The 20964-nt window shown below is 64.8% G+C and carries 23 protein-coding genes; 11 read left to right on the top strand and 12 right to left on the bottom strand.

The annotated features are described in order from the left end of the window. The 5 genes from AC0L4C_RS19110 (at position 1) to glyS (ending at position 6148) form a co-directional block, all read left to right on the top strand. On the top strand, positions 1-222 hold the full coding sequence (locus tag AC0L4C_RS19110) for a hypothetical protein (RefSeq protein WP_473401331.1): 222 nt from the start codon (positions 1-3) through the stop codon (positions 220-222). 92 nt (positions 223-314) lie between these two features. Further along, the gene (locus AC0L4C_RS19105; protein ID WP_473403558.1) at positions 315-1217 is read left to right on the top strand and encodes a glycine--tRNA ligase subunit alpha; all 903 of its coding nucleotides are present in this window, start codon (positions 315-317) and stop codon (positions 1215-1217) included. Between the two features lie 340 nt (positions 1218-1557). Beyond that, positions 1558-2115, top strand: coding sequence for a LemA family protein (locus AC0L4C_RS19100; RefSeq protein ID WP_473401330.1), 558 nt, complete (start codon positions 1558-1560; stop codon positions 2113-2115). A 23-nt stretch (positions 2116-2138) separates the two neighbouring features. Continuing rightward, positions 2139-4046, top strand: coding sequence for a DUF2207 domain-containing protein (locus AC0L4C_RS19095; RefSeq protein ID WP_473401329.1), 1908 nt, complete (start codon positions 2139-2141; stop codon positions 4044-4046). A 77-nt stretch (positions 4047-4123) separates the two neighbouring features. Then, a complete protein-coding gene (glyS, locus tag AC0L4C_RS19090; protein ID WP_473401328.1) occupies positions 4124-6148 on the top strand; it encodes a glycine--tRNA ligase subunit beta in 2025 nt (674 codons plus the stop codon). Positions 6149-6519: 371 nt separating this feature from the next. Here glyS and AC0L4C_RS19085 read toward each other — a convergent pair whose 3' ends face one another. The 4 genes from AC0L4C_RS19085 to ispH form a co-directional block, all read right to left on the bottom strand. Next, a complete protein-coding gene (locus AC0L4C_RS19085; RefSeq protein ID WP_473401327.1) occupies positions 6520-6858 on the bottom strand; it encodes a hypothetical protein in 339 nt (112 codons plus the stop codon). A 261-nt stretch (positions 6859-7119) separates the two neighbouring features. Then, the gene (rnhA, locus tag AC0L4C_RS19080; RefSeq protein ID WP_473401326.1) at positions 7120-7590 is read right to left on the bottom strand and encodes a ribonuclease HI; all 471 of its coding nucleotides are present in this window, start codon (positions 7588-7590) and stop codon (positions 7120-7122) included. Further along, positions 7587-8114: a GNAT family N-acetyltransferase gene (locus AC0L4C_RS19075; protein ID WP_473401325.1), complete on the bottom strand. Its 528-nt coding sequence runs from the start codon at positions 8112-8114 to the stop codon at positions 7587-7589. The genes rnhA and AC0L4C_RS19075 overlap by 4 nt, the downstream gene beginning before the upstream one ends. After that, a complete protein-coding gene (gene ispH / locus AC0L4C_RS19070; RefSeq protein ID WP_473401324.1) occupies positions 8111-9082 on the bottom strand; it encodes a 4-hydroxy-3-methylbut-2-enyl diphosphate reductase in 972 nt (323 codons plus the stop codon). Before ispH ends, AC0L4C_RS19075 begins: the two co-directional genes overlap by 4 nt. A gap of 99 nt (positions 9083-9181) precedes the next feature. Between ispH and AC0L4C_RS19065 the strand changes: the two genes are divergently transcribed. Both AC0L4C_RS19065 and AC0L4C_RS19060 read left to right on the top strand, forming a co-directional pair. After that, the gene (locus AC0L4C_RS19065; protein ID WP_473401323.1) at positions 9182-11449 is read left to right on the top strand and encodes a putative PEP-binding protein; all 2268 of its coding nucleotides are present in this window, start codon (positions 9182-9184) and stop codon (positions 11447-11449) included. A 222-nt stretch (positions 11450-11671) separates the two neighbouring features. After that, entirely contained in the window at positions 11672-12595 is a 924-nt protein-coding gene (locus AC0L4C_RS19060) for a cell wall hydrolase (protein ID WP_473401322.1), read from the top strand. 73 nt (positions 12596-12668) lie between these two features. Here the strand turns inward: AC0L4C_RS19060 and AC0L4C_RS19055 are convergent, their stop codons facing one another. The 3 genes from AC0L4C_RS19055 to ygfZ form a co-directional block, all read right to left on the bottom strand. Beyond that, positions 12669-13190, bottom strand: a complete 522-nt coding sequence (locus tag AC0L4C_RS19055) for a hypothetical protein (RefSeq protein WP_473401321.1) — start codon at positions 13188-13190, stop codon at positions 12669-12671. 100 nt (positions 13191-13290) lie between these two features. Then, complete coding sequence (locus tag AC0L4C_RS19050) at positions 13291-13902, bottom strand: HD domain-containing protein (RefSeq protein ID WP_473401320.1); 612 nt, start codon at positions 13900-13902, stop codon at positions 13291-13293. Between the two features lie 69 nt (positions 13903-13971). After that, the gene (gene ygfZ / locus AC0L4C_RS19045) at positions 13972-14817 is read right to left on the bottom strand and encodes a CAF17-like 4Fe-4S cluster assembly/insertion protein YgfZ (RefSeq protein WP_473401319.1); all 846 of its coding nucleotides are present in this window, start codon (positions 14815-14817) and stop codon (positions 13972-13974) included. 68 nt (positions 14818-14885) lie between these two features. On the opposite strand from ygfZ, the gene AC0L4C_RS19040 reads away from it, so the two are divergent. Further along, positions 14886-16208, top strand: coding sequence for a dihydroorotase (locus tag AC0L4C_RS19040; protein ID WP_473401318.1), 1323 nt, complete (start codon positions 14886-14888; stop codon positions 16206-16208). Here AC0L4C_RS19040 and AC0L4C_RS19035 read toward each other — a convergent pair whose 3' ends face one another. The 3 genes from AC0L4C_RS19035 to AC0L4C_RS19025 form a co-directional block, all read right to left on the bottom strand. Continuing rightward, entirely contained in the window at positions 16209-16487 is a 279-nt protein-coding gene (locus AC0L4C_RS19035; RefSeq protein ID WP_473401317.1) for a hypothetical protein, read from the bottom strand. Positions 16488-16576: 89 nt separating this feature from the next. Further along, positions 16577-16945, bottom strand: a complete 369-nt coding sequence (locus AC0L4C_RS19030; RefSeq protein ID WP_473401315.1) for a TIGR02301 family protein — start codon at positions 16943-16945, stop codon at positions 16577-16579. 18 nt (positions 16946-16963) lie between these two features. Then, on the bottom strand, positions 16964-17362 hold the full coding sequence (locus tag AC0L4C_RS19025; protein WP_473401314.1) for an NUDIX hydrolase: 399 nt from the start codon (positions 17360-17362) through the stop codon (positions 16964-16966). A gap of 68 nt (positions 17363-17430) precedes the next feature. On the opposite strand from AC0L4C_RS19025, the gene AC0L4C_RS19020 reads away from it, so the two are divergent. From AC0L4C_RS19020 to AC0L4C_RS19010, 3 genes are all read left to right on the top strand, one after another. Then, positions 17431-18186 carry an SOS response-associated peptidase gene (locus tag AC0L4C_RS19020; protein ID WP_473401312.1) on the top strand — a complete coding sequence of 252 codons (756 nt, stop codon included), beginning with the start codon at positions 17431-17433 and terminating at the stop codon, positions 18184-18186. A gap of 63 nt (positions 18187-18249) precedes the next feature. Then, the gene (locus AC0L4C_RS19015; RefSeq protein WP_473401311.1) at positions 18250-18549 is read left to right on the top strand and encodes a type II toxin-antitoxin system Phd/YefM family antitoxin; all 300 of its coding nucleotides are present in this window, start codon (positions 18250-18252) and stop codon (positions 18547-18549) included. Beyond that, complete coding sequence (locus tag AC0L4C_RS19010; protein WP_473401309.1) at positions 18546-18935, top strand: type II toxin-antitoxin system VapC family toxin; 390 nt, start codon at positions 18546-18548, stop codon at positions 18933-18935. The genes AC0L4C_RS19015 and AC0L4C_RS19010 overlap by 4 nt, the downstream gene beginning before the upstream one ends. On the opposite strand, the gene AC0L4C_RS19005 is transcribed toward AC0L4C_RS19010, so the two are convergent. Continuing rightward, positions 18932-19519: a hemerythrin domain-containing protein gene (locus AC0L4C_RS19005; RefSeq protein WP_473401308.1), complete on the bottom strand. Its 588-nt coding sequence runs from the start codon at positions 19517-19519 to the stop codon at positions 18932-18934. The genes AC0L4C_RS19010 and AC0L4C_RS19005 overlap by 4 nt on opposite strands. Before the next feature lie 28 nt (positions 19520-19547). Further along, the gene (locus tag AC0L4C_RS19000) at positions 19548-20963 is read right to left on the bottom strand and encodes an FAD-binding oxidoreductase (protein ID WP_473401306.1); all 1416 of its coding nucleotides are present in this window, start codon (positions 20961-20963) and stop codon (positions 19548-19550) included. Position 20964 lies beyond the last annotated feature (1 nt).

The raw sequence follows: 20964 nt of genomic DNA, 5'->3' as shown, positions 1-20964 counted from the left end.
ATGACCATCTTCCTGTTCCGCATCCTGCTCTTTGTCGTCATCGTCCTGTTGATCTGGTTCGGCGCCCGCCGCATCTGGCGCGACTGGAAAAACGCCTTCAAGGCCGTCGACAAGGCAAAGCACAAGCGCGACGTCGCCGAACGCGCGCGTCCCGATGTCGTTACCCTGACCCGCGACAAGGATGGCAAGTTCCGGCAGCCCGAGGAGCGGGATCGCCAATAGCCGCCACGGCCGATTGACCCGTTCGCCTGCTGCCACTAGGTTCGCGCCGCACTTCCAGCCGGTGAGAAATAATGTCCGACCGTCCCGCCCACATGGACCCGAAGAATTCCTTCCAGGGTCTGATCCTGACGCTCCAGCGCTTCTGGGCGGATCAGGGTTGCGTCATTCTGCAGCCCTACGACATGCAGATGGGCGCCGGCACCTTCCATACCGCCACCACCCTGCGCGCCCTCGGCCCCAAGCCCTGGAAGGCGGCCTATGTGCAGCCGTCGCGCCGCCCCAAGGATGGCCGTTACGGCGAAAATCCCAACCGCCTGCAGCACTATTACCAGTTCCAGGTGATCCTCAAGCCGTCACCCGACAACATCCAGCAGCTCTACCTCGACAGCCTCGCCGAGATCGGCCTCGACGCCAAACTGCATGATATCCGCTTTGTCGAGGACGACTGGGAGAGCCCGACGCTGGGCGCCTGGGGCCTCGGCTGGGAATGCTGGTGCGACGGCATGGAAGTCAGCCAGTTCACCTATTTCCAGCAGGTCGCCGGCTTCGAGACCAAGCCTGTCCCCGGGGAGATCACCTACGGGCTCGAGCGCCTCGCCATGTATGTGCAGGGTGTCGAAAACGTCTACGATCTCAACTTCAACGGCCGCGAGGGCGACGAGAAGGTCACCTATGGCGACGTATTCCTGCAGAACGAGCAGGAATTCTCGAAGTACAATTTCGAGGCCGCCGACACCGAAATCCTCTTCCGCCACTTCGCCGATGCCGAGAACGAGTGCAAGGCCATCCTGAAAAAGGGTGCCGAGGGCAACCGCCAGACCATGGCCGTCCCGGCCTACGAGCAGGTCGTCAAGGCCAGCCACAATTTCAATCTGCTCGACGCCCGCGGCGTCATCTCCGTCACCGAGCGCCAGAGCTACATTCTCCGCATCCGCGACCTCGCCAAGGAATGTGGCGCCGCGTGGTTGCAGACAGCCGGCGGCGGCGCGGAGTAGTCCGCACAGGGGGCATTGCGCCCGCTCTAGGCCAGTTACCCCGATCTTCGCCGATATCGGCGGGCGTCTGCCTCAGGGCGAAAGCCTGACGCGGCTGCCTTATCCTTCCTCATAGCTTACCTGGCCGGCAAGCTCCTGTGGGAGACAGACGAAATAACTGAAATGCAGTAAATATAAACCGATCAACCAGAAACAGGTTCTGGTAAGTTTGAGGGCACTCTTCCGGTGCCCCGGTCCCATTCATCCTCCATTCAGCCGGACTGCGGCAATTGCCCTTCCCGGGGCAACCTGCCAAAAGTTCGTGTGCCGCCACGCGGACCCATCAGCTCAGGAGGGCAAGATGACTGGACTGATCATTCTCGCGATCGTCGTCGCCGTACTCGGATACGCCGTTTATCTTTACAACGACCTGGTCAAGAACCGGCAGCTCACCCAGGAGGGCTGGTCCGGCATCGATGTGCAGCTCAAGCGCCGCACCGATCTCATTCCCAACCTCCTCGAAACCGTCAAAGGCTATATGGGCCACGAGCGCGAGACGCTCGAGGCCGTGGTCAAGGCCCGCGCCGATGCCACTGCAGCCGCCAGCGCTTCGCCGGAGGATCGCGCCAAGGTGGAAGGCGCACTCTCGGGCGCGCTGGGCAGGCTGCTGGCCATCGCCGAGGCCTATCCTGACCTCAAGGCCAATACCACCTTCCTCGAGTTCCAGCAGGCGCTGCAGACCGTCGAGGACGAGTTGCAGCTGTCCCGCCGCTACTACAACGGCACCGTCCGCAACCTGAACACGGCCGTCGAGAGCTTCCCCTCGGTCATTGTCGCCAACATGTTCCGGTTCGAGAAGGCCGAATATTTCGAGCTCGAGAACGCTGCCGATCGCGCGGTTCCGAACGTCAAGTTCTGATCGGGCAGGGGGGAGCGACCGACATGGCGATATTGGCACGGTTTCTGACACGGGCCACTGCGGCCCTTGCCCTGCTGCTGGCGCTGGCGCTCCCGGCCCTTGCCGCCGAGACCATCCGGTCGTTCAACACCGACGTCACCCTGCGAGTCGACGGCACTGTGGACGTCATCGAGACCATCGCCGTCAACGCCGAGGGCAACCAGATCCGTCGCGGCATCTATCGCGATATCCCGATCACTCTCGTCAACGAGGACAACTCCCGCCTGCGCTCCGACCTCAAGGTCATTTCGGTCAAGCGCGACGGCCGTACCGAGCCCTACGAGATCGAGAACCTCAGCACCTCGATCAAGCGCATCCGCATCGGCGACGCCGACGTCTTTCTCGACTACGGCGTCCACACCTACGAAATCCGCTACACCATGAGCCGCATGGGCCGGTTTTTCGAGGGCTATGACGAGCTCTACTGGAATGCCACCGGCAACTACTGGGACTTCCCCATCGAGCAATCGGTGACCACGATCAGCCTGCCGCCCGGTGCCCAGATTTCCAGCCTTGCCGGCTATACCGGAGCCCCGGGTTCCACTGAGCGGGCCCTCGCCATCGAGCAGACTGCCGCCAACAGCGCGACGTTCACGCTGACCCGTCCGCTCCGCTCCGGCGAAGGCGTCACCGTGGCAGCGGCCTTTCAGAAAGGCATCCTGACCCAGCCCGAAGGTCTTGCTGCCGGCGCCAACTGGCTGTCGGACCACCGCGATGTGGTCTTTCCGGCTCTCGCCGTGTTGCTGGTGCTGCTCTACAACCTGCTGGCATGGAACGCCGTGGGCCGCGACCCGGCCAAGGGGACCATCATCCCGCTCTTCCATCCGCCCAAGGGCTTTTCGCCGGCGCTGATGCACTTTGTCCATCGCATGGGCTGGCAGAACTCGGGCTGGACGGCCTTTACCGCTGCCATTTTCGATCTTGGCGTCAAAGGGCTCGTCACCATCGACAACACCGGCAAGAAGCTCAAGCTGAAGGTCACCGGTAAGCAGGCCGCCGACCTGCCCGCCGGCGAGGCCATCGTCTACAAGTACATTGCCGGCAAGGGCGAACTGACGGTCAACACCAGCACCGGCGCAGCCATCAACGGCAAACGCGCCGAGTTCATCAGTGCCCTGCAGGGCGAAAATCGCGCCCGCTACTTCAACAATAACGGCCTCTATATCTTTGGCGGCATCGCCCTGTCGGCGCTGCTGCTGATCGGCCTCGTGGTGTTCGGCATTCTCGAGCCGGTGTTCCTGATCTTTGCCTTCATCGGCGGCATTGCCATCGGTGTGTTCGTCTCGGTGATCCCGAAATTCTGGGCCGGCAGCATTGTGGGCAAGATCATCCTGCTCGGCTGGCTGGCCATCTTTGGCAGCAACTTGTTCGGCGCTCTGTTCGGTGTCCTCACCGACATCCGCATCGATACCAGCCTGCTGGCGGCCGGGTCGATTGTCCTGGTCAATGTCGTCTTCGCCGTCCTGATGCGCGCGCCCACCGTGCAGGGCCGCAAGGTCATGGACCAGATCGATGGCTTCAAGATGTATCTCGAGACCGCCGAGAAGAACCGGCTGAACTTTGCCGGGGCGCCGCCGATGACGGTGTCGCGCTTTGAATCCATCCTGCCCTTTGCCATCGCCCTCGGCGTCGAAAAGCCCTGGTCTGAGCACTTCGAGGGCGAACTCTCCCGCCACGCCGTCAGCGATGTCCGCGGCACCTATCACCCGGGCTGGTATTCCGGCACCGACTGGAGTTCGGGCAACGGCTTCGGCAAGACCGTCGCCGCCGCAACCTCCGGCATGGCTGCGGCCATGATTTCGGCCCAGCCCGCCTCGTCGTCTTCGTCGGGCTCGTCCGGCGGCGGGTCCTCGGGCGGCGGCGGCGGCGGTGGCGGCGGTGGCGGCTGGTAGCTTCGCCCGAGGGTGACAACTCAAACCCCCGCATGCTAACTCACCGCGCCCCTTGAAAATCGCGCGGTAGAGCCGAAATGCCCGAACTTCTCCTCGAACTCTTCTCTGAAGAAATCCCCGCGCGCATGCAGCGCCGCGCTGCCGAGGAGCTCAAGAAGGCCGTGACCAACGCGCTGGTCGATGCCGGTCTCGTCTACGAGGGCGCCAAGGCCTTCGTCACGCCGCGCCGCCTGGCACTGACCGTCACCGGTCTGCCGGCCCGCTCGCCCGATACCCGCGAAGAGCGCAAGGGGCCGCGTGTCGGCTCGCCGCAGCAGGCCATCGACGGCTTCCTCAAGGCTGCAGGCCTGACCTCCATCGACCAGGTCAAGATCGAATCCGATCCCAAGAAGGGCGAATTCTACGTCGCCCACATCGAAAAGCACGGCGCCGGAGCCGAGAGCATTCTCGCCGGCATCCTGCCCGGCATCATCACCGGCTTCCAGTGGCCGAAATCCATGCAGTGGGGCAATGGCGGGCTCAACTGGGTGCGCCCGCTCCGCGCCATCACCGCCACCTTCGGCACCGAGAACGACGAACCGGTGGTCATCCCGTTCGAGTCCAACCTGGTGGCCTCCGGCCAGACCACCTTCGGCCACCGCTTCCTGTCGCCCGACGCCATCCGGGTGAAGCGCTTCGACGACTACATCCAGGCACTGGAAAGGGCCAAGGTCGTCCTCGACATCGATCGCCGCAAGGAGATCATCAAGACCGACGCCGATCACCTCGCCTTTGCCCAGGGCCTCTCCGTCATCCATGACGATGGCCTGCTCGAGGAGGTCGCCGGCCTCGTCGAATGGCCGGTCGTCATGATGGGATCGTTCGACCCGAAATTCCTCGCCGTGCCGGAGGAGGTGATCATCGCCACCATCCGCGCCAACCAGAAGTGCTTCTGCCTGCGCGATGCCTCGGGCAAGCTGGCGCCCAATTTCATCATCACGTCCAACAATATCGCCAGCGACGGCGGCGCCACGATCATCGCCGGCAACGAGCGCGTCATCCGCGCCCGGCTGTCCGATGCCGAGTTCTTCTACAACCATGATCTGGCGCTGCCGCTCGAGCACGGCCTGCCCAAGCTTGAGGAATCGGTGTTCCACGCCAAGCTGGGCACCCAGTTCCAGCGCGTCGAGCGGCTGGTCAAGCTGGCCGGCGACATCGCCCCGCTGGTCGGCGCCAATGCGGAGCAGGCCAGGCGCGCCGCCATGCTGGCCAAGGCCGATCTGACCACCGGCATGGTCGGCGAGTTCCCCGAACTGCAGGGCCTGATGGGCCGCTATTATGCGCTGGCCCAGAACGAGCCGCAGTCCATCGCCAACGCCATTGCCGATCACTACAAACCTCTCGGCCCCACCGATCTGGTGCCCGCCGAGCCGGTCGCCATTGCCGTCGCCCTGGCCGACAAGCTCGATCTCCTCACCGGTTTCTGGTCGATCGACGAAAAGCCCACCGGCTCGCGCGATCCCTTCGCCCTCCGCCGCGCGGCGCTGGGTGTCATCCGCATCGTGACCGACAACAATCTGAAGTTCCCGCTGCAGGTCGAGCCCGACCTGCTCGCTTTCTTCCATGACCGCCTGAAGGTGACGCTCCGCGACGCCGGTGCCCGCCATGACCTCGTCGATGCCGTGATCACACCCGAGAGCGACGACATCCTCGAAATCACCCAGCGCGTCGAGGCCCTGTCGGCGCTGCTCGGTTCGCCCGATGGCCAGAACCTGCTCGCCGGCTACCGTCGCGCCGCCAACATCCTCGCCGCCGAGGAGAAGAAGGACGGCCGGAGCTTTGCCGGCTCGGTCGATCCGCAATTGCTCTCTCTGGCCGAGGAACAGGCCCTTGCCACGGCGCTCGCCTCTGCCGACGCGACGGTCGGCGCCAAGGTGGCCGGCAACGACTACAAGGGCGCCATCAGCGCCCTGGCAACGCTCCGCGCCCCGGTCGATGCGTTTTTCGAGGCGGTCATGGTCAACGACGCCGATCCCGCCATCCGCGCCAACCGCCTGACGCTGCTATCGCGCCTCCGCGACACCATGCGCCTCGTCGCCGATTTCTCGAAGGTGGCAGGCTAGGACCCCTCATCCGCCCTTGCGGGAGAAGGTGGCGCGCGGCGCCGGATGAGGGGGGAGTGCCGCAGCGAGCGCGATCACTCCGACCGTTCGGCATGCCACCGAACCCACCCCAGCCACCGTCATCCTCGGACTTGATCCGAGGATCCATTTCTCGGTCCGCGCCAAGGCAGCATAGGTCCTCGGGTCAAGCCCGAGGATGACGGCGTGAGGGACAGGGCAGCGCTCGCCGAGAGCACTTCAAAAGCACCCCACCCACCTTCCTGACCTCCGCTGAGAGGGGAATATGGCACCATCCCGGAACCCCTTCTCCCCTTGCGGGAGAAGGTGGCGCGCAGCGCCGGATGAGGGGTGAGTGGCGGCGGGACGCCCCCTTACACCATCGGCCCGCAATCGATCGGGCCGACATCGGAATCCAGCGTCAGGCGCGTGGTGCCGCTGTCATCGGTGACGAACACGCCTTTGACATGGATGTCGGCCAGCGGGCCGCTCAGCGCCCGCAGGCTGGTCCCGGCCGAAGCGATCTGGCCGGTTCCTGCGCCACCGGTGTCGCGCAGCAGCTGGTAATCGCCGGCGGCAAACAGATCGATCGTTCCGAACGGGGCGCCCTGGCTGGTGGTGCAGAAATAGACACCGGGCGGCGGAAACTGCGCCAAGGCGGGCAGGGGAGCCGCGGCGGTCAGCAGGGCGACGACGATGGGGAACGTGCGCATATGCCGATGTTGCCTAAAGCGGCCCGCCGCGCAAGCCCCGCCGGCGTTTACAGCTTGTTAACAACTTGGTCGCACTCTTCAGGAACTGATCAGCGGTTGCGATGTCTCCTCAGCAACCGGAAGTAGACGTCTTGGTCTCTATGCCTCGGTCTGAAGATGCAACGGCCAGTGCATTTTCTGATGACTGCACAGGCAGGGAGCGGTCTCCTCCCCCGCAGCCCTGCCGGTGCTCTATAGTGACCGATGCAACGAAATGTCTTGCTAGACCGGCGGCAGGAGTTCTGCCGTCGGTCGCTTTGGTTTGTAGGGTGCCATGCCCTCATTTGCCAGCTGATCGGCGCGCTCGTTCATTTCGTCGCCATTGTGGCCTTTTACCCAGTGCCAGTTGATGGTGTGACGCGTCACGGCGGCGTCCAGCGCCTGCCACAACTCCACGTTCTTGACGGGTTTCTTGTCCGCCGTGCGCCAGCCGTTCTTCTTCCAGCCATGGATCCACTTGGTCAGCCCGTCCTTGACGTAGTTGCTGTCGGTGTGGAGTTCGATCTCGCACGGCCGCTTCAGCGCGTTGAGCGCCTCGATCGCCGCGGTCAGTTCCATCTGGTTATTGGTGGTCAGTTGGGCGCCGCCCTTCAGCTCCTTGACGGTATCGCCATACTGCAGCACCGCGCCCCAGCCCCCCGGACCGGGATTGCCCGAGCAGGCGCCGTCCGTATGGATGGTCACGCCGCTCACGCCACGGGCCTTTCGTAGATGAAGAACTGGCAGAGCTGGTTGTCGCCGGGCGTCGTGCCGACCCGGGTCCGCGTCATTCCGATCCGGTCCAGCACCTTGAGTGAATTGGCATTGTTGACGTCCGCCAGGCCGATGAAGTGATCGCCGTCGGTTTCCCGGAAGAACCAGTCCCGCAGCCCGCTCGCTGCTTCGGAGGCGTAGCCCTTGCCCCAGTGCTCGGGGAACAGGGAATAGCCGATCTCCGGCTCCCCGGTCTCGCCATAGATGCCGAACCCGGCCCGCCCGACCAGTTCGCCATCTTCCTTGCGCCGCACCCGCAGCTTGCCCAGCTGCCGGGTCTCGAACAGCTCGATCCAGTGCCCCAGCGCCGTCTCCATCTCGGCCATCGACCACGGCTGGCCATGCGCCTTGAGATAGCGTGCCACCACCGGGTCGCCATGCAGCCGCACCAGGTCGGGCAGTTGCTCGGGTGTCCAGCCCGACAGGACGAGCCTCTCGGTTTCGAATAGGTCGAGGTCGCTCATGCTGCCTGCGGTCCGGTTGGCGCCCGCAATTCGCGTGGCAGGTTGAAGACGATGCTTTCGCGCTGTTCGCCGCTGGCCGTGACCTTGATGTCAAAGCGCTGTGCAAACGCCTCGATCACTTCGTCCACCAGCGCTTCCGGCGCCGACGCGCCAGCCGAGATGCCGAGCGTGCGGATGGCCTCGAACTGGCTCCAGTCGATCCGGTCGGCCCGCTCGACCAGCATGGCCTTGCGGCAGCCGGCGCGCAGCGCTACTTCCACCAGCCGCACCGAATTGCTCGACTCGGGCGCCCCGACCACGATCATGGCATCGACCTCGGGGGCAACGCGCTTGATCGCTTCCTGCCGGTTGGTCGTGGCGTAACAGATGTCTTCCTTGTGCGGCAGCGTGATCGCCGGAAAGCGGCGGCGCAGCGTGTCGACAATCTCCTTGGTGTCGTCGACGCTCAGCGTCGTCTGCGTCACGAACGCCACATTGGCCGGGTCGCGCGGCGTGAATGCCTCGGCATCCGCCACCGTTTCCACCAGCGTGATGGCGCCCGGCGGCAACTGCCCCATCGTGCCGATCACTTCAACATGCCCGGCATGTCCGATCAGCACGATTTCGCGGCCCTGGTTGAAATGCCGGTTGGCCTCGATATGCACCTTGCTCACCAGCGGGCAGGTGGCATCGAGGAAAAACATGTTTCGCGCCCTGGCGCCGGCCGGCACGCTCTTGGGCACGCCATGCGCCGAAAACACCACCGGCGCTCCGGTATCGGGGATCTCGTCGAGTTCCTCGACGAAGACGGCGCCCTTCTGTCGCAGGCCATCCACGACATATTTGTTGTGCACGATGGCGTGGCGCACATAAACGGGGGCACCGAATTTCTCGAGCGCGAGCTCGACAATCTGGATGGCACGGTCGACGCCTGCGCAGAATCCGCGCGGCGCACAGAGCGTAATGTCAAGCTGCGGCCTTGTTTGCATAGCACTGCAGATGCTTTCTCGCCGCTGCCAAGTCAAGCCTTGTTGCGGTGAATGGGGCGCGTGGGGCAGTATGCCTCCAATAACTTGAGGGACTTAGGGTTGTCACTTGCCCTGGAAATGTTCGCTGCCGCGCCTGCCCATGGCAAGGCGGGCCTCAGCACGTTCCAGCAGTCCCTGCTCACCGGCAAGGCGCGGTGGATCTGGCTGGCGGCCGAAGCGGGTCTGCCCACCGTCCCCACCATCGTCCTCACCCGTGCCGCCTGGGACGGGCTGCAGGCCGAGCGCAAGGCCGGTGACTCCCGCCTGCTGGTGCACTGGGTGGCAACGCTGTTCCGCCTCGTTGCCCGCGACGGCAAGCCGCCGGCGCTGGTGGTCCGGACGTCGGCCGATGTGCACTCCGCCGGCCTGATGTCCGCCCGTCTCGGCATCACCCCGCCGGCCAGCGAGGCCGACGCCGTCGATCCCAAAAAGCCCCTGGCCCGCGCCATCGATGAAGCCTTCGCCTCCTATGGCGAGAGCTGGACCACGTCGGAAAAGACCACCACCCGCGCCGGCCAGATCATCATCGTGCAGGCAGCGTCGCCCGGTACGCTGTCGCAATTCATGACCCGCGACCCGCAGACCGGCGTCGTCGGGCCCCTGCCTGTCGATGGCAAGGCGCCGCCCGAGGGCGCCGACGCCTTCGTCGAGGCGCTCGATCCGCACGGTCCTTTCCTGTCCGCCCTTGTCACTGTCGAGGGGGATGTCACCCGCCTGGTCTCGGCCCGGCCGCTGCCGGCCAGCATGGCTGCCGTGCTCGAGGCCAGCGTCGATCGCGTCCGGCACAAGGTCTGGGACCGCCAGCGCGCCGTCGCCGGTCTGGATCCCAACGGCCTCGCGCTGTTGCTGCATCCGCGTCTGAAGACGACCGACGCCGAGCCCATCGCCACCGGCCTTGGCGTCTCGCCCGGTGCCGCCTCCGGGCTGATCGTCTTCACTGCCGAAGACGCCGCGCGCCTCAAGGCGCGTGGCCGCCACTGCATCCTCGTCGTCACCGAGACCGGCCCCACCGATATCCAGGGCATGAAGGCCGCCACCGGCATTCTGACGGCTCGCGGCGGCATGACCAGCCACGCCGCCGTTGTTGCCCGCATCACCGGCAAGCCCTGCGTCGCCTCGGTCCGCTCGCTGTCGGTCGACCTGCAGGAAATGACCTGCTGCATCGGTGACCGCGTCTTCCAGCAGGGGGACCGCATCACCATCGATGGCACCGATGGGTCGGTCTATCTCGATGCCCTGCCGCTGGCCCAGCCTCATATCGGTGGCGCCATGGGCACGCTGCTCGACTGGTCCGATGCCTCGCGCCAGATCGAGGTGCGGGCCAATGCCGAGACAGTCGAGGCGCTGCGCACCGCCCAGAGCTTTGGCGCCCAGGGTATCGGCCTCGCCCGCTCCGAGCACATGTTCTTTTCCAACGAACGCATGGTGGCGCTGCGCCGGCTGATTCTCTCCGAGGACGAAGACGACCGCGCCGCCGCCCTCACCGGCCTTGTTGACTACCAGACCGGCGACTATTCCGACCTCTTCGCCGCCATGCGCGGCAAGCCCGTCACGGTGCGCCTCTTTGATCCGCCGTTGCACGAGTTCCTGCCGCGCACCGAAGAGGACATCGAGGAAACCGCGCAGTCGCTCGGTCTTGCCAGCCGCGCCCTGCGCTTGCGGCTCGATCGCATTGCCGAGGTCAACCCGATGCTCGGGCACCGCGGCGTCCGCCTCGCCATTACCTATCCCGAAATCCTCGAAATGCAGATGCAGGCGCTGCTCGCCGGCGTCCGCGAGGCCTCGCGCCGCCAGTCCGAGCCGGTGGCGCTCGAGGTCATGGTGCCATTCGTCTCGCTGGCCGCCGAAGTGCTGTGGATGCGCGACCGCGTCATGCAGATCGTCGATGCCGGGGATCTGCCAAAGGAAGCCCGCAGCCGGTTCAAGTTCGGCACCATGATCGAGCTGCCGCGCGCCTGCCTGCGCGCCGGCGACATCGCCCATGCCGTCGACTTCTTCTCCTTCGGCACCAACGATCTGACGCAGACCACCTTCGGCATCTCGCGCGACGATGCGCCGGCCTTCCTCGCTGCCTATCAGCGCAAGGGCGTGTTCGAACTCGATCCTTTCGTCACCCTCGATCAGCGGGGCGTCGGCGAGATCATTTCGATTGCCATCGAGCGGGGCCGGGCAGCCAACCCCGACCTCAAGATCGGCATCTGCGGCGAACATGCCGGCGACCCGGCATCGCTGCGCTTTTTCGCCGGTCTGCCGATCGATTACGTCTCCTGTTCGCCCTACCGCGTGCCTGTCGCCCGCCTCGCCCTGGCCCAGGCCGCGACCCGCTGAACGGCCGGCAAACTAACCGGCCAAACGCCCGCAAACTGAAGTTTCTCCGGCGTTTACGACTAAATAACCCTACTGCCGCATTATTCCGAAGTCCGGCTTTTGCGTCACAGTTTATCTGAATTGCCGGGTTGTTTTAGTTGCGTTGCGTTTTGGGTAGTACAGAGTTTGATGGCCCCTCAGTTCAGGTCCGCCGGAGCCCGTAGGGTTCGGAGCGAGTTTGCCGTGCTCAAGGGCTTCGGCGCGGCCGTGTTGGCCTTGGTCGGCTACGCCGGGCTCACCTTTCCGGCCGTCGGCCCCGCCTATGGCGATATCGCCGGTTCGGTTTCGCCCCTCGCCAGCCTCACCCGGTCCGGCACAGATCTCATCATCACCGGCTCCATCGAGCACATGTTCGAGGCCTTCGCCGGTCCCAACCGTTCGGAAAAGCAGGATCGCCTGCGTCCGGTGGTCGATGTCATGACCCATGTCAGTGGCTTTGCCGGCGTCCGCGCGCGACTGGCAGCGCTGCGCCTGCCCCAGACCGTCGTCGTGGCCAAGTCGGCCCCGGTGGCTGTCGCCTCTGTCGATGTGTCGCTGGGCTCTACTGCGCTCGACGCCATCGACGACATGGCGCCCGATCTGGTGGTCCCCAAGCGTCGGCCCGAATCCCAGCTCGCCTACGCGCCCTCCGACGGCGGCCTGGGCGGCATCGATCTGGATGCGCCCGCCACCTCCAGGGACGGCAGGAAGTGGAGCCAGAAGGAACTGGGTTGTCTGGCCACTGCCATCTATTTCGAGGCCCGTGGCGAGGCCTATCGTGGCCAGGTCGCGGTCGGGCAGGTGGTAATGAACCGCGTCAAGCACCGGCTCTACCCCTCGACGATCTGCGGCGTCGTCTTTCAGAACCAGTCCAAGCGCAATGCCTGCCAGTTCTCGTTTGCCTGCGACGGCATCCCCGAGCGGATCAACGAACCCAAGCCGTGGAAGCAGGCGCAGGAAATCGCCAAGGGCATCGTCGACGGCAGCCTCTATCTCACCGAGGTCGGCTACGCCACGCACTACCACGCCACCTATGTCTACCCGCACTGGGCGCCGCGCATGAAAAAGGTGACCAAGGTCGGCCTGCACGTCTTCTATCAGTTCAAGCGTGGCTGGAAGTTCGGCTGAGAAGGACTCGTTCGGAAACGACAAATCGCCATCGTTGAAGCGATGTGTGAAGTCCGTCGATGCTATGGGCTGCTCAGCAGAACATCGATCCGTTGACGAAATGGCACGAGCCGCCGCCGGTGACGATGCTGCCGCCCGCTTCGGTGCGGATGACGTGCATGAACGATCCGGCCGCCACCGGCTGGACCACGCTCCAGTGGCCGCCGGCGAGCAGTGCCAGGGTCGCCGCAGCCTGACCTTCGGCATGGATGCCGGGATAGCGCACATTCTCGGACGTCAGCCCGTCGCTTGAATAGACGCCGGTTGCCGTCGTGGCGACGGTGACAAAACTCGTCTTGCCGGCGGAAATCTTGCGCACCGTGCGGGTGCTCTGCACGTCGGTCGAGACGCTCGCTTCCACTGTCCAGTCCGGCTTGAAGAACTCTGCGGGACGCCCTTCAAAGATCTCGATCAGCTTGGCCTTGTTGGCCGTCAGGACTTTCATCGGCTGGTCGTCGGCGATGGCGTGGGGGATCAGGTTCGGCCACGCCAATCCGACAGAAACCACCGTGCCGATCACTGCACCGATGAGGATATGCTTGGTCTTGTCGGCCATGGGGGTCGCTCCGCGGATGACTCATGAGAGCCTTAACTCTTCATCAACCATCCGGGCGACTGTGTCAAAATGGAACGCTCGTTTACGTTAACTTCACCATTCAGTGGAGGTTGTCTGCCAGGTCCTCGACAGCGGCCACGAAGCGATCATGCGCTTCCCGAGTCGGCCATGGCCGGATCAACTGCTCGAACCGGTCGAGCTCGAAGGCGGGCAGGGCCGGTTCGCCGAAGAACTTGCGGGCCTCGCCTACGTCGAACCCGGCCAGATGCACGGCTTCGAGATAGGCCGACTCGCGGTCTGCAATCTTGATCCGTTTGACCAGTTGCGCCGGCGGCATGGCGCCCAGCGAGAACCGCAGGTGCACCGCACCGAGCAACCGGTTCTCCACGTCCTTGTAGTTGCCGCCCATCACTGTCTTGAAGGGGCTGATCAGGTCGCCCATCACATATTCGGGCGCATCGTGCAGCACCGCGTAGAGTTGCTCGGCCACCGTCGCCTCGCGATTGAGCGCCCGGAACAGTTCCAGTACCAGCACCGAGTGCTGTGCCACGGAAAACGGGTAGTCGCCCTGCGTCTGGCCGTTCCAGCGCGCCACGCGGGCCAGCCCATGTGCAATATCACTGAGTTCGACGTCGAGCGGCGACGGATCAAGGATGTCCAGGCGCCTGCCGCTCAGCATCCGTTGCCATGCCCGCTCCTTGCCACGCGCCATCTGTGTGCCCCCGGTTTCCGACCCGGGCGTACTCTGCACGATTCTCCCGTCACAGTCGTAGGCCGGAAACTACTCCTCTGCCGGCGTCGCGGCGAAGTCGTAGCTGGCCCATCCCGGAATGTGCAGTTCGACCGGCAGGCCGGCAAATGTGGCAGCTTGCCCGTGCGGAACGCGGTCAAGCCGCACGATCGCCACCGCGTGCCCCTCCTGCGCACTGAGGATCGTCCCCACCTCGCGCTCCCCGACCAGCAGCGGCGCGCCGGGGGCAGCGCCGTCGGGCAGGCCCGACACCAGCACCGGCCGACGCCGCGCCGTGCCGCGATGCTGCATCCGGCTCACCACTTCCTGGCCGATATAGCAGCCCTTCTTGAAATCGACGCCCTCCAGCATGTCCATGCCGATATCGTGCGGAAACACCTCGTTGCTGCCGAAATCCGGGCCGCATTCGGCGATGCCGGCCTGGATCCGCCGCCGGTCGTACTCGCCTTCGTCGGAGGGCACATGCCCCCGCAGGTCGGCCCAGTCGATGATGTAGCGCCGCCCCAGGGTCGGTCCGCGTTCGTCGATATAGGAGATGAAACTGCCTTTGACAGGCTCCTCGCCATCGGGTGACCAGGCCACCCCATAGCTCTCGCTCAGCACGATCTCGGCCTTGGCCCGCAGCTTGTACATCTTCATGCGCTTGATGAAGTCCTGGGCCGCCGCGGCATCGATATCGAACCAGTAGGCGCCGTTTTCCAGGGTCACCAGCCCTTCGATCAGGATCTTGCCCTGCGGGCTCAGCAAGGCGAACCAGCGCCCCGCACCCGATCCCAGCCCGTCGAAGCGGCAGGTCAGCGTATCGTTGATCAGTTTCTTCGCGTCCTCGCCCGAAATGCGAACCACGCGTCTGGAATCGAGATTGAAGAGTGCCATTTTTCACCGTGTCATTCCCGCGACGGCGGGAATCCAGTATGCCCCTACATGATAGAGGTAAGGGACACATGGCGCACTACCAAACGATCTACAAGAACGGCACCGTCGCCAATCATGACGGCGTCCACGCCACCGATATCGCCGTCAGCGGCGGCCGCATCGCAGCAATTGGCAACCTTGCCACATCGAGCGCCGACGAAACCGTTGATTGCCGCGGGCTGCATATCCTCCCCGGCGTCATCGACACCCAGGTGCATTTCCGCGAACCCGGGCTGACGCACAAGGAAGACCTCGAATCCGGTTCCCGCTCGGCGGTCATGGGTGGCGTCACCGGCGTTTTTGAAATGCCCAACACCAATCCGCTGACCACCAGCCGCGAGACCTTCGAGGAAAAGATCCGCTTCGGCACCAACCGCATGCACTGCGATTTCGCCTTCTATATCGGCGGCACGCACGAGAATGTCGGGGAACTCGCCGCCCTCGAGAAACTGCCCGGCTGCGCCGGCATCAAGGTCTTCATGGGCTCCTCCACCGGCAGCCTGCTGGTTGCCGATGACGACGGTGTCGAGGCCATTCTGCGCGCCATTTCACGCCGCGCTGCCTTCCACTCGGAAGACGAGTACCGGCTCGAGGCGCGCAAGCCGCTGCGCGTGCCGGGCGATCCGTCCTCGCACCCGGTTTGGCGCGACCCCGAGGCGGCCATGCTCTCGACCCGTCGATTGGTGGCGCTCGCCCACAAGACCGGCAAGCGCATCCATGTGCTCCATATCTCCACCGCTGAGGAAATGGTGTTTCTCGCCGATCACAAGGATGTCGCGTCCGTCGAGGTGACGCCGCATCACCTGACGCTCGACGAAACCGCCTACACCCGTCTTGGCACCTATGCGCAGATGAACCCGCCGGTGCGCGACAAGGCGCATCGCGAGGGCATCTGGGCAGGCGTCCACAACGGTGTCGCCGACATCCTTGGCTCCGACCATGCCCCGCACACCCGCGCCGAGAAGGATCACGCCTATCCCGACAGCCACTCGGGCATGACCGGCGTCCAGACTCTCGTGCCTATCATGCTCGACCACGTCCATGCCGGCCGCATGAGCCTCGAACGCTTCGTCGACATGACCAGCCATGGGCCCAACCGCCTCTTCGGCATTGCCGGAAAAGGCCGCATCGCCGTCGGCTATGATGCCGATCTCACCATCGTCGATCTCAAGCGCAGCGAAACCATCACCAATGACCAGGTCGCCTCGCGCGCCGGCTGGACACCCTATGACGGCGTCACCGTAACCGGCTGGCCGGTCGGCACCATCGTGCGTGGCCACAAGGTGATGTGGCAGGGAGAACTGGTCACCCCGTCCGTGGGGCAGCCGATGCGCTTTCTCGAAGCGCTCTAGCTACTGGATGGTGCGGTCGAGTTCGTATTCGCCCGAGCGGATACGGGTCGGCAGGCCTTCGACGAGCAGGGCCACGGCTTCCGAGCCGTGCGCCGTCACCAGTGCCGTCAGCGCTGCAAACAGCGAGGCGTGGGCGAGGGCGTGGCTCTCGACGCCTTCGTCTTCGGCTGTGTTCCAGGCTTCGGCCAGATACTCGAGCGCCAGCTGCCGCTCTTCGTGGTCATTGTCCTGCGCCGCTTCCGCGGCAGAATCAGCAAACAGCGGCTTATCGTGTTTCATGTCGACTCGCGTACCACGCTGGCCCGTCGCCGCCGCATCAGAAGTAAGGCGAAGGTTAACATCGCCTCGAAATGTTTAGTTAATTCGGCTTACTCGGCATAGCGCGAGTGGATGTCGCGCGCCACTGTCTCGGCCTCGACCAGCAGCCGCGTCAGCGATTCATTGGCCGACACCGTGCAGGCGCGATAAAGCCGCGAATAATTGGTGTAGCCCTCGTTGAATGCGCCGGCGAGCCGTTGCCGCCGGTCCTCGTCGGGCTGGTCGAGCAGGATCAGCTGTTCCATCTGCGCCCGCCAGTCCTCGACGCCCGGCTGGCACAGCGGCTGCAGGAAATAGAGGCTGCCCAGCAGCTCCGCCAGCCGCTCCATGTCGTCCTGATAGGGCGGGTCGACCGCCATCGCCGGCTGGCACAGCAGGGCGGCAACAAGCATCGAGCGGAGGAGGGGCGGGAGACGCATGCCTGAGAGCTACCTGATTTAGGTCCGGTCGAACAGTCGGAAGGCGGCATCCAGCACGCTGTCGAGGTCGGGTGTGGTCGCCAATCCCGCAATCTCCCATGGCCGTACCCAGCGATAGGCCGAAATCTCGTCCGAAACGGCCACGTTTCCCTCAAATCCCTCGGTGGCAAAGACCTGCAGCAGGAACACCCCGTCGTCGCCCAGGTACATCCGCCGCACCGGCATCAGCCGGAAGCAGGTCAGCCCGACTTCCTCGAGAACCTCGCGCTGGGCGGCGTCCTCGGGTGTCTCGCCTGGCTCCAGCCGTCCGCCCGGCAGGCTCCACAACCCGAAATAGGGTTTGCGCGCCCGCTGGATCAGCAGCACCTTGTCCCGGTCGATCAGGGCGACGCTGGCGGCGTTGGGTGTTCTTGTCATGTTCACGGTGTCGCAATTTGCCTCCCGCCTCGCAAGCCCCTAACTAAGGGGTGATCGGAGACGACACGATGTGCGGACGCTATGCGGCAACCCTGCCGCCCGAAATGATGACCGAGCTGTTCAAGCTGCTCAATCGCATCGACTATCCACCGCGCTACAACATTGCCCCGACGCAACCGATCGCCGTCATCTGGGAGCAGGAGGCGCGCCGCACCGTGCAACTGGTGCGCTGGGGCTTCGTCCCCGGCTGGCTCAAGGACCCGCGCGACTTCCCGCTGCTGATCAATGCCCGCGCCGAGTCCATGGCCGAAAAGCCGTCTTTCCGCGACACCGTCAAGCGCATGCGATGCGTCATTCCCGCCAACGGCTACTACGAGTGGATGAAGGCCCCGGACGGCCGGAAGCAACCCTATTACATCACGCTCAAAAACGACGAACCGATGGCCTTTGCCGGTCTCTACTCCACCTGGTCGGGCCCCGAGGGCGAAGAGATCGACACCGCCGCGATCGTCACCGTCGAACCCAATCCCGAGATTTCCGCCATTTACGACCGCATGCCGGCCATTCTGCGCGACGAGCAGGCCATGGACGACTGGCTCAACACCCGCGACGTCTCGGCGCGCGACGCCGTCAAGCTTGCCGTCCCGCCACCCCCCGGCACCATGAAATTTCATGCCGTCGGCAAGGCCATAGGGTCCGCCCTGGCCGAGGGCCCCGAACTCATCCGCCCGCTCACCCCCGACGAACTCGCCGCCGATGCCGCACCGTCACCCGCCCGCAAGAACAAGGCCGCCAGCGGCGGCGGTCAGGGCGAGCTGTTCTAGCTTGTCGATCGGTTGTCCCCGCACTACATTGCTTAGCTAAGCCTAGCTAATGCGGGATCTCGAATGAAAACCGTCAACATGCATGAGGCCAAGACCGGTCTTTCCAGGCTGGTCGGTGCCATCGAGGACGGCACCGAGGATGAGGTGATCCTTGCACGCAACGGCCGTCCCGTGGCGCGCCTGGTGCCGCTTGCCGATCAGCCACGCCCCGCGCGTCGGCTCGGTCTGGCAAAGAACAAGTATCCGCCACTTGACTACGACGCGTTCCAGGCCCTCGACAAGGTCGTCTGGGGCGAGGCGCTCGGGCATCCCTGGGACGCTGCCGCCGCACCGTCCGATGCCGAGCCAGAGCCCTCCAAGTGAGGCTGCTGCTTGATACGCATCTCGTGGTGTGGTCCCTCACCGGCCCGGACAGAATCCCAAGGGCCGTGCAGGTGATCCTCCTGGATCCGGCAAATGACGTCATTGTCTCCGCCATCAGCCTGTTCGAGATTGCCATGAAGCGGGCGACCGGGCGCAAGGGCGCCCCTGCTATCTCCGCAGAAGACGTTCAAGACCTCATACCTGAAGCCGGCTTCCGCCTGCTCGACGTCACCGCCGATCACGCTGTTGCATCGGAGACCATTGCCGTCGCCCATCCGGACCCGTTCGACCGGCTGCTGCTGGCGCAGGCGCAAGTCGAGCGCCTGCGGCTGGTGACCCATGACGAGACGCTTGCGGCTTACGACAGCCGCAGCATCCTCTTCTAGAGCAGCCCGAAATAGCCGATGGCGTCGCCGATCTCGTCTTCCTCGTAGCCCAGGTGTGACAGCAGGACCTTTTCCAGCGTCTCGTAGAGCAGCCTGGCGTCGGCAAAGGTATCGGCGCCGGGCGCTTCCACCAGGGCGTTGAGCGCCCCCACCAGCCGCACCAGCAGTTCGTGCACCACCACGTGCTCGGCCTGCAGCCGGTCCGCCACCTTCTTGAACGCCGCGCCCTGCGCCGCCAGCGCCGGGAAGATCGAGTAGTCCTCGATCGAGTGGTGCGTGTTGACGATCTGGCAGTGCTGCCCGCAGAGATTTCCGAAGCGCCGGAAATTGGCGATCATTTCCATGTTGCCAGTCTCGGCAGCGACATCCGCCGCCGTGGCCTGACCCGTAGCCGCGCGCTGGATGAGCGTGCGCAATGTGGTCATGTTGCTGCGCAAGTGGTCGTGGATCATCCGCAGATGCTCACCAGCCTGCTTCTGATGCGGTGTCAGGCCGTCCAGCTTGGGAGCCTTGGGTCGCGTCGCGTCGTCCAGGAATTCGATATCGTCGATCATTCGTCCGAGATAACCGCTGCGCGCCTGCATTCAAGTAGGCACTTTTCGGTGACCGTCCTCAGCCCAGCATCTTGCCCGGATTGAGAATGCCCCTGGGGTCGAGCGCCGTCTTGATCGCCCGCATCATCTCCAGCGCCACCGGATCTTTCACCTGCCTCAGCAGATCGACCTTGAGCTGGCCGATGCCGTGCTCGGCCGATACCGATCCGCCCAGCCGCAGCACCACCGCATAGATCGCCTCATGCACCCGCTCGTCATAGCTTGCCATGAACGCCTTGCCGTCGACACCTTCGGGCTGGCTGAAATTGAAGTGGATATTGCCGTCGCCCATGTGCCCGAAGGGGCAGGCGCGAATGCCCGGCGCGATCTGTTCGACCGCCGCCACGCCTTCGGCAATCAACTGCGGCACCGCCGCAATCGGCACCGAAACGTCGTGCTTGATCGAAGCGCCTTCCTTGCTCTGCACTTCGCTCATCTGCTCGCGCGCCGCCCACATGGCGATCCGGTCGGCCTCGGATTCGGCCATCACCGCGTCGCTGATCAGCTCCGACGACAGCGCTTCCTCCAGCGCCGCCTGTAACGCGCCCGGCATGCCGCCCTTCATGCGGTTGACTTCGATCAGTGCATACCACGGCGACGGGCTCGCCGTCGGGTCCCGGCTGAGCAACCCGTGCTTGAGCTGCAGGTCGACACCGAACCGCGGCATCAGTTCGAACGCCGTCAGTCGCGCTCCCGTCCGGGCGCGCAGCAGGTAGAAGACCTCCAGCGCTGCCTTGGGCGAGGCGACGTTGACGATTGCCGTCTCCTGCGCCTCCGGCGGCGGGAACAGCTTCAGCGTTGCCGCCGTGATGATCCCCAGCGTACCCTCTGCCCCGATCAGCAGGTTCTTGAGGTCATAGCCGGTATTGTCCTTCTTGAGCGAGTTGAGCCCCTGGTAGAGTCGTCCGTCGGCCAGCACGGCTTCGACTCCCAGCGTCAGTTCACGCGCATTGCCGAACGCCAGCACCTGCACGCCGCCGGCATTCGAGGACAGCAGGCCGCCGATTCGTGCCGAGCCCTGGCTGGCCAGCCAGAGCGGGAACATGGCGCCGGCTGCTTCGGCGACCCGATGCGCCTCCTGCAGGATGACCCCGGCCTCCAGCGTCATGTGCCCGGCCGTCGCATCGATCTCGCGCACCTTGTCGAGCCGGGTAAGGCTGACGATCACCTCGTCGCCCCGCAGCGGCACCTGGGCTCCCACAAGCCCTGTATTGCCGCCCTGCGGGATCAACCCGATCCCCTCGGCATTCGCCCAGCGCACCAGCGCCTGTACCTCGGCCACGCTGCTCGGCAGGACCACTGCGGCGGCCGGCTGGTGAAAGCGCTTGCGCGGTTCATTGAGATAGATGGCCATCTTGCCGGCGTCGGCGATGACGGCATTGGCGCCGAGCAGTCCGGTCAGGGCGTCGGCAATCTGCTGGGGAGTTTTGGTCATG

This window comes from Devosia sp. J20-27 (assembly GCF_055808595.1).
This window is presented reverse-complemented; position numbering and strand designations above follow the sequence as displayed.

What these genes read in the sequence shown, in the direction of transcription:
- AC0L4C_RS19110 (WP_473401331.1), top strand. Translation starts at nt 1, where the DNA reads ATGACCATCTTCCTGTTCCGCATCCTGCTCTTTGTCGTCATCGTCCTG.
- AC0L4C_RS19105 (WP_473403558.1), top strand. Translation starts at nt 315, where the DNA reads ATGGACCCGAAGAATTCCTTCCAGGGTCTGATCCTGACGCTCCAGCGC.
- AC0L4C_RS19100 (WP_473401330.1), top strand. Translation starts at nt 1,558, where the DNA reads ATGACTGGACTGATCATTCTCGCGATCGTCGTCGCCGTACTCGGATAC.
- AC0L4C_RS19095 (WP_473401329.1), top strand. Translation starts at nt 2,139, where the DNA reads ATGGCGATATTGGCACGGTTTCTGACACGGGCCACTGCGGCCCTTGCC.
- glyS (WP_473401328.1), top strand. Translation starts at nt 4,124, where the DNA reads ATGCCCGAACTTCTCCTCGAACTCTTCTCTGAAGAAATCCCCGCGCGC.
- AC0L4C_RS19085 (WP_473401327.1), bottom strand. Translation starts at nt 6,858, where the DNA reads ATGCGCACGTTCCCCATCGTCGTCGCCCTGCTGACCGCCGCGGCTCCC.
- AC0L4C_RS19075 (WP_473401325.1), bottom strand. Translation starts at nt 8,114, where the DNA reads ATGAGCGACCTCGACCTATTCGAAACCGAGAGGCTCGTCCTGTCGGGC.
- ispH (WP_473401324.1), bottom strand. Translation starts at nt 9,082, where the DNA reads ATGCAAACAAGGCCGCAGCTTGACATTACGCTCTGTGCGCCGCGCGGA.
- AC0L4C_RS19055 (WP_473401321.1), bottom strand. Translation starts at nt 13,190, where the DNA reads ATGGCCGACAAGACCAAGCATATCCTCATCGGTGCAGTGATCGGCACG.
- AC0L4C_RS19050 (WP_473401320.1), bottom strand. Translation starts at nt 13,902, where the DNA reads ATGGCGCGTGGCAAGGAGCGGGCATGGCAACGGATGCTGAGCGGCAGG.
- ygfZ (WP_473401319.1), bottom strand. Translation starts at nt 14,817, where the DNA reads ATGGCACTCTTCAATCTCGATTCCAGACGCGTGGTTCGCATTTCGGGC.
- AC0L4C_RS19040 (WP_473401318.1), top strand. Translation starts at nt 14,886, where the DNA reads ATGGCGCACTACCAAACGATCTACAAGAACGGCACCGTCGCCAATCAT.
- AC0L4C_RS19035 (WP_473401317.1), bottom strand. Translation starts at nt 16,487, where the DNA reads ATGAAACACGATAAGCCGCTGTTTGCTGATTCTGCCGCGGAAGCGGCG.
- AC0L4C_RS19030 (WP_473401315.1), bottom strand. Translation starts at nt 16,945, where the DNA reads ATGCGTCTCCCGCCCCTCCTCCGCTCGATGCTTGTTGCCGCCCTGCTG.
- AC0L4C_RS19025 (WP_473401314.1), bottom strand. Translation starts at nt 17,362, where the DNA reads ATGACAAGAACACCCAACGCCGCCAGCGTCGCCCTGATCGACCGGGAC.
- AC0L4C_RS19020 (WP_473401312.1), top strand. Translation starts at nt 17,431, where the DNA reads ATGTGCGGACGCTATGCGGCAACCCTGCCGCCCGAAATGATGACCGAG.
- AC0L4C_RS19015 (WP_473401311.1), top strand. Translation starts at nt 18,250, where the DNA reads ATGAAAACCGTCAACATGCATGAGGCCAAGACCGGTCTTTCCAGGCTG.
- AC0L4C_RS19005 (WP_473401308.1), bottom strand. Translation starts at nt 19,519, where the DNA reads ATGCAGGCGCGCAGCGGTTATCTCGGACGAATGATCGACGATATCGAA.
- AC0L4C_RS19000 (WP_473401306.1), bottom strand. Translation starts at nt 20,963, where the DNA reads ATGACCAAAACTCCCCAGCAGATTGCCGACGCCCTGACCGGACTGCTC.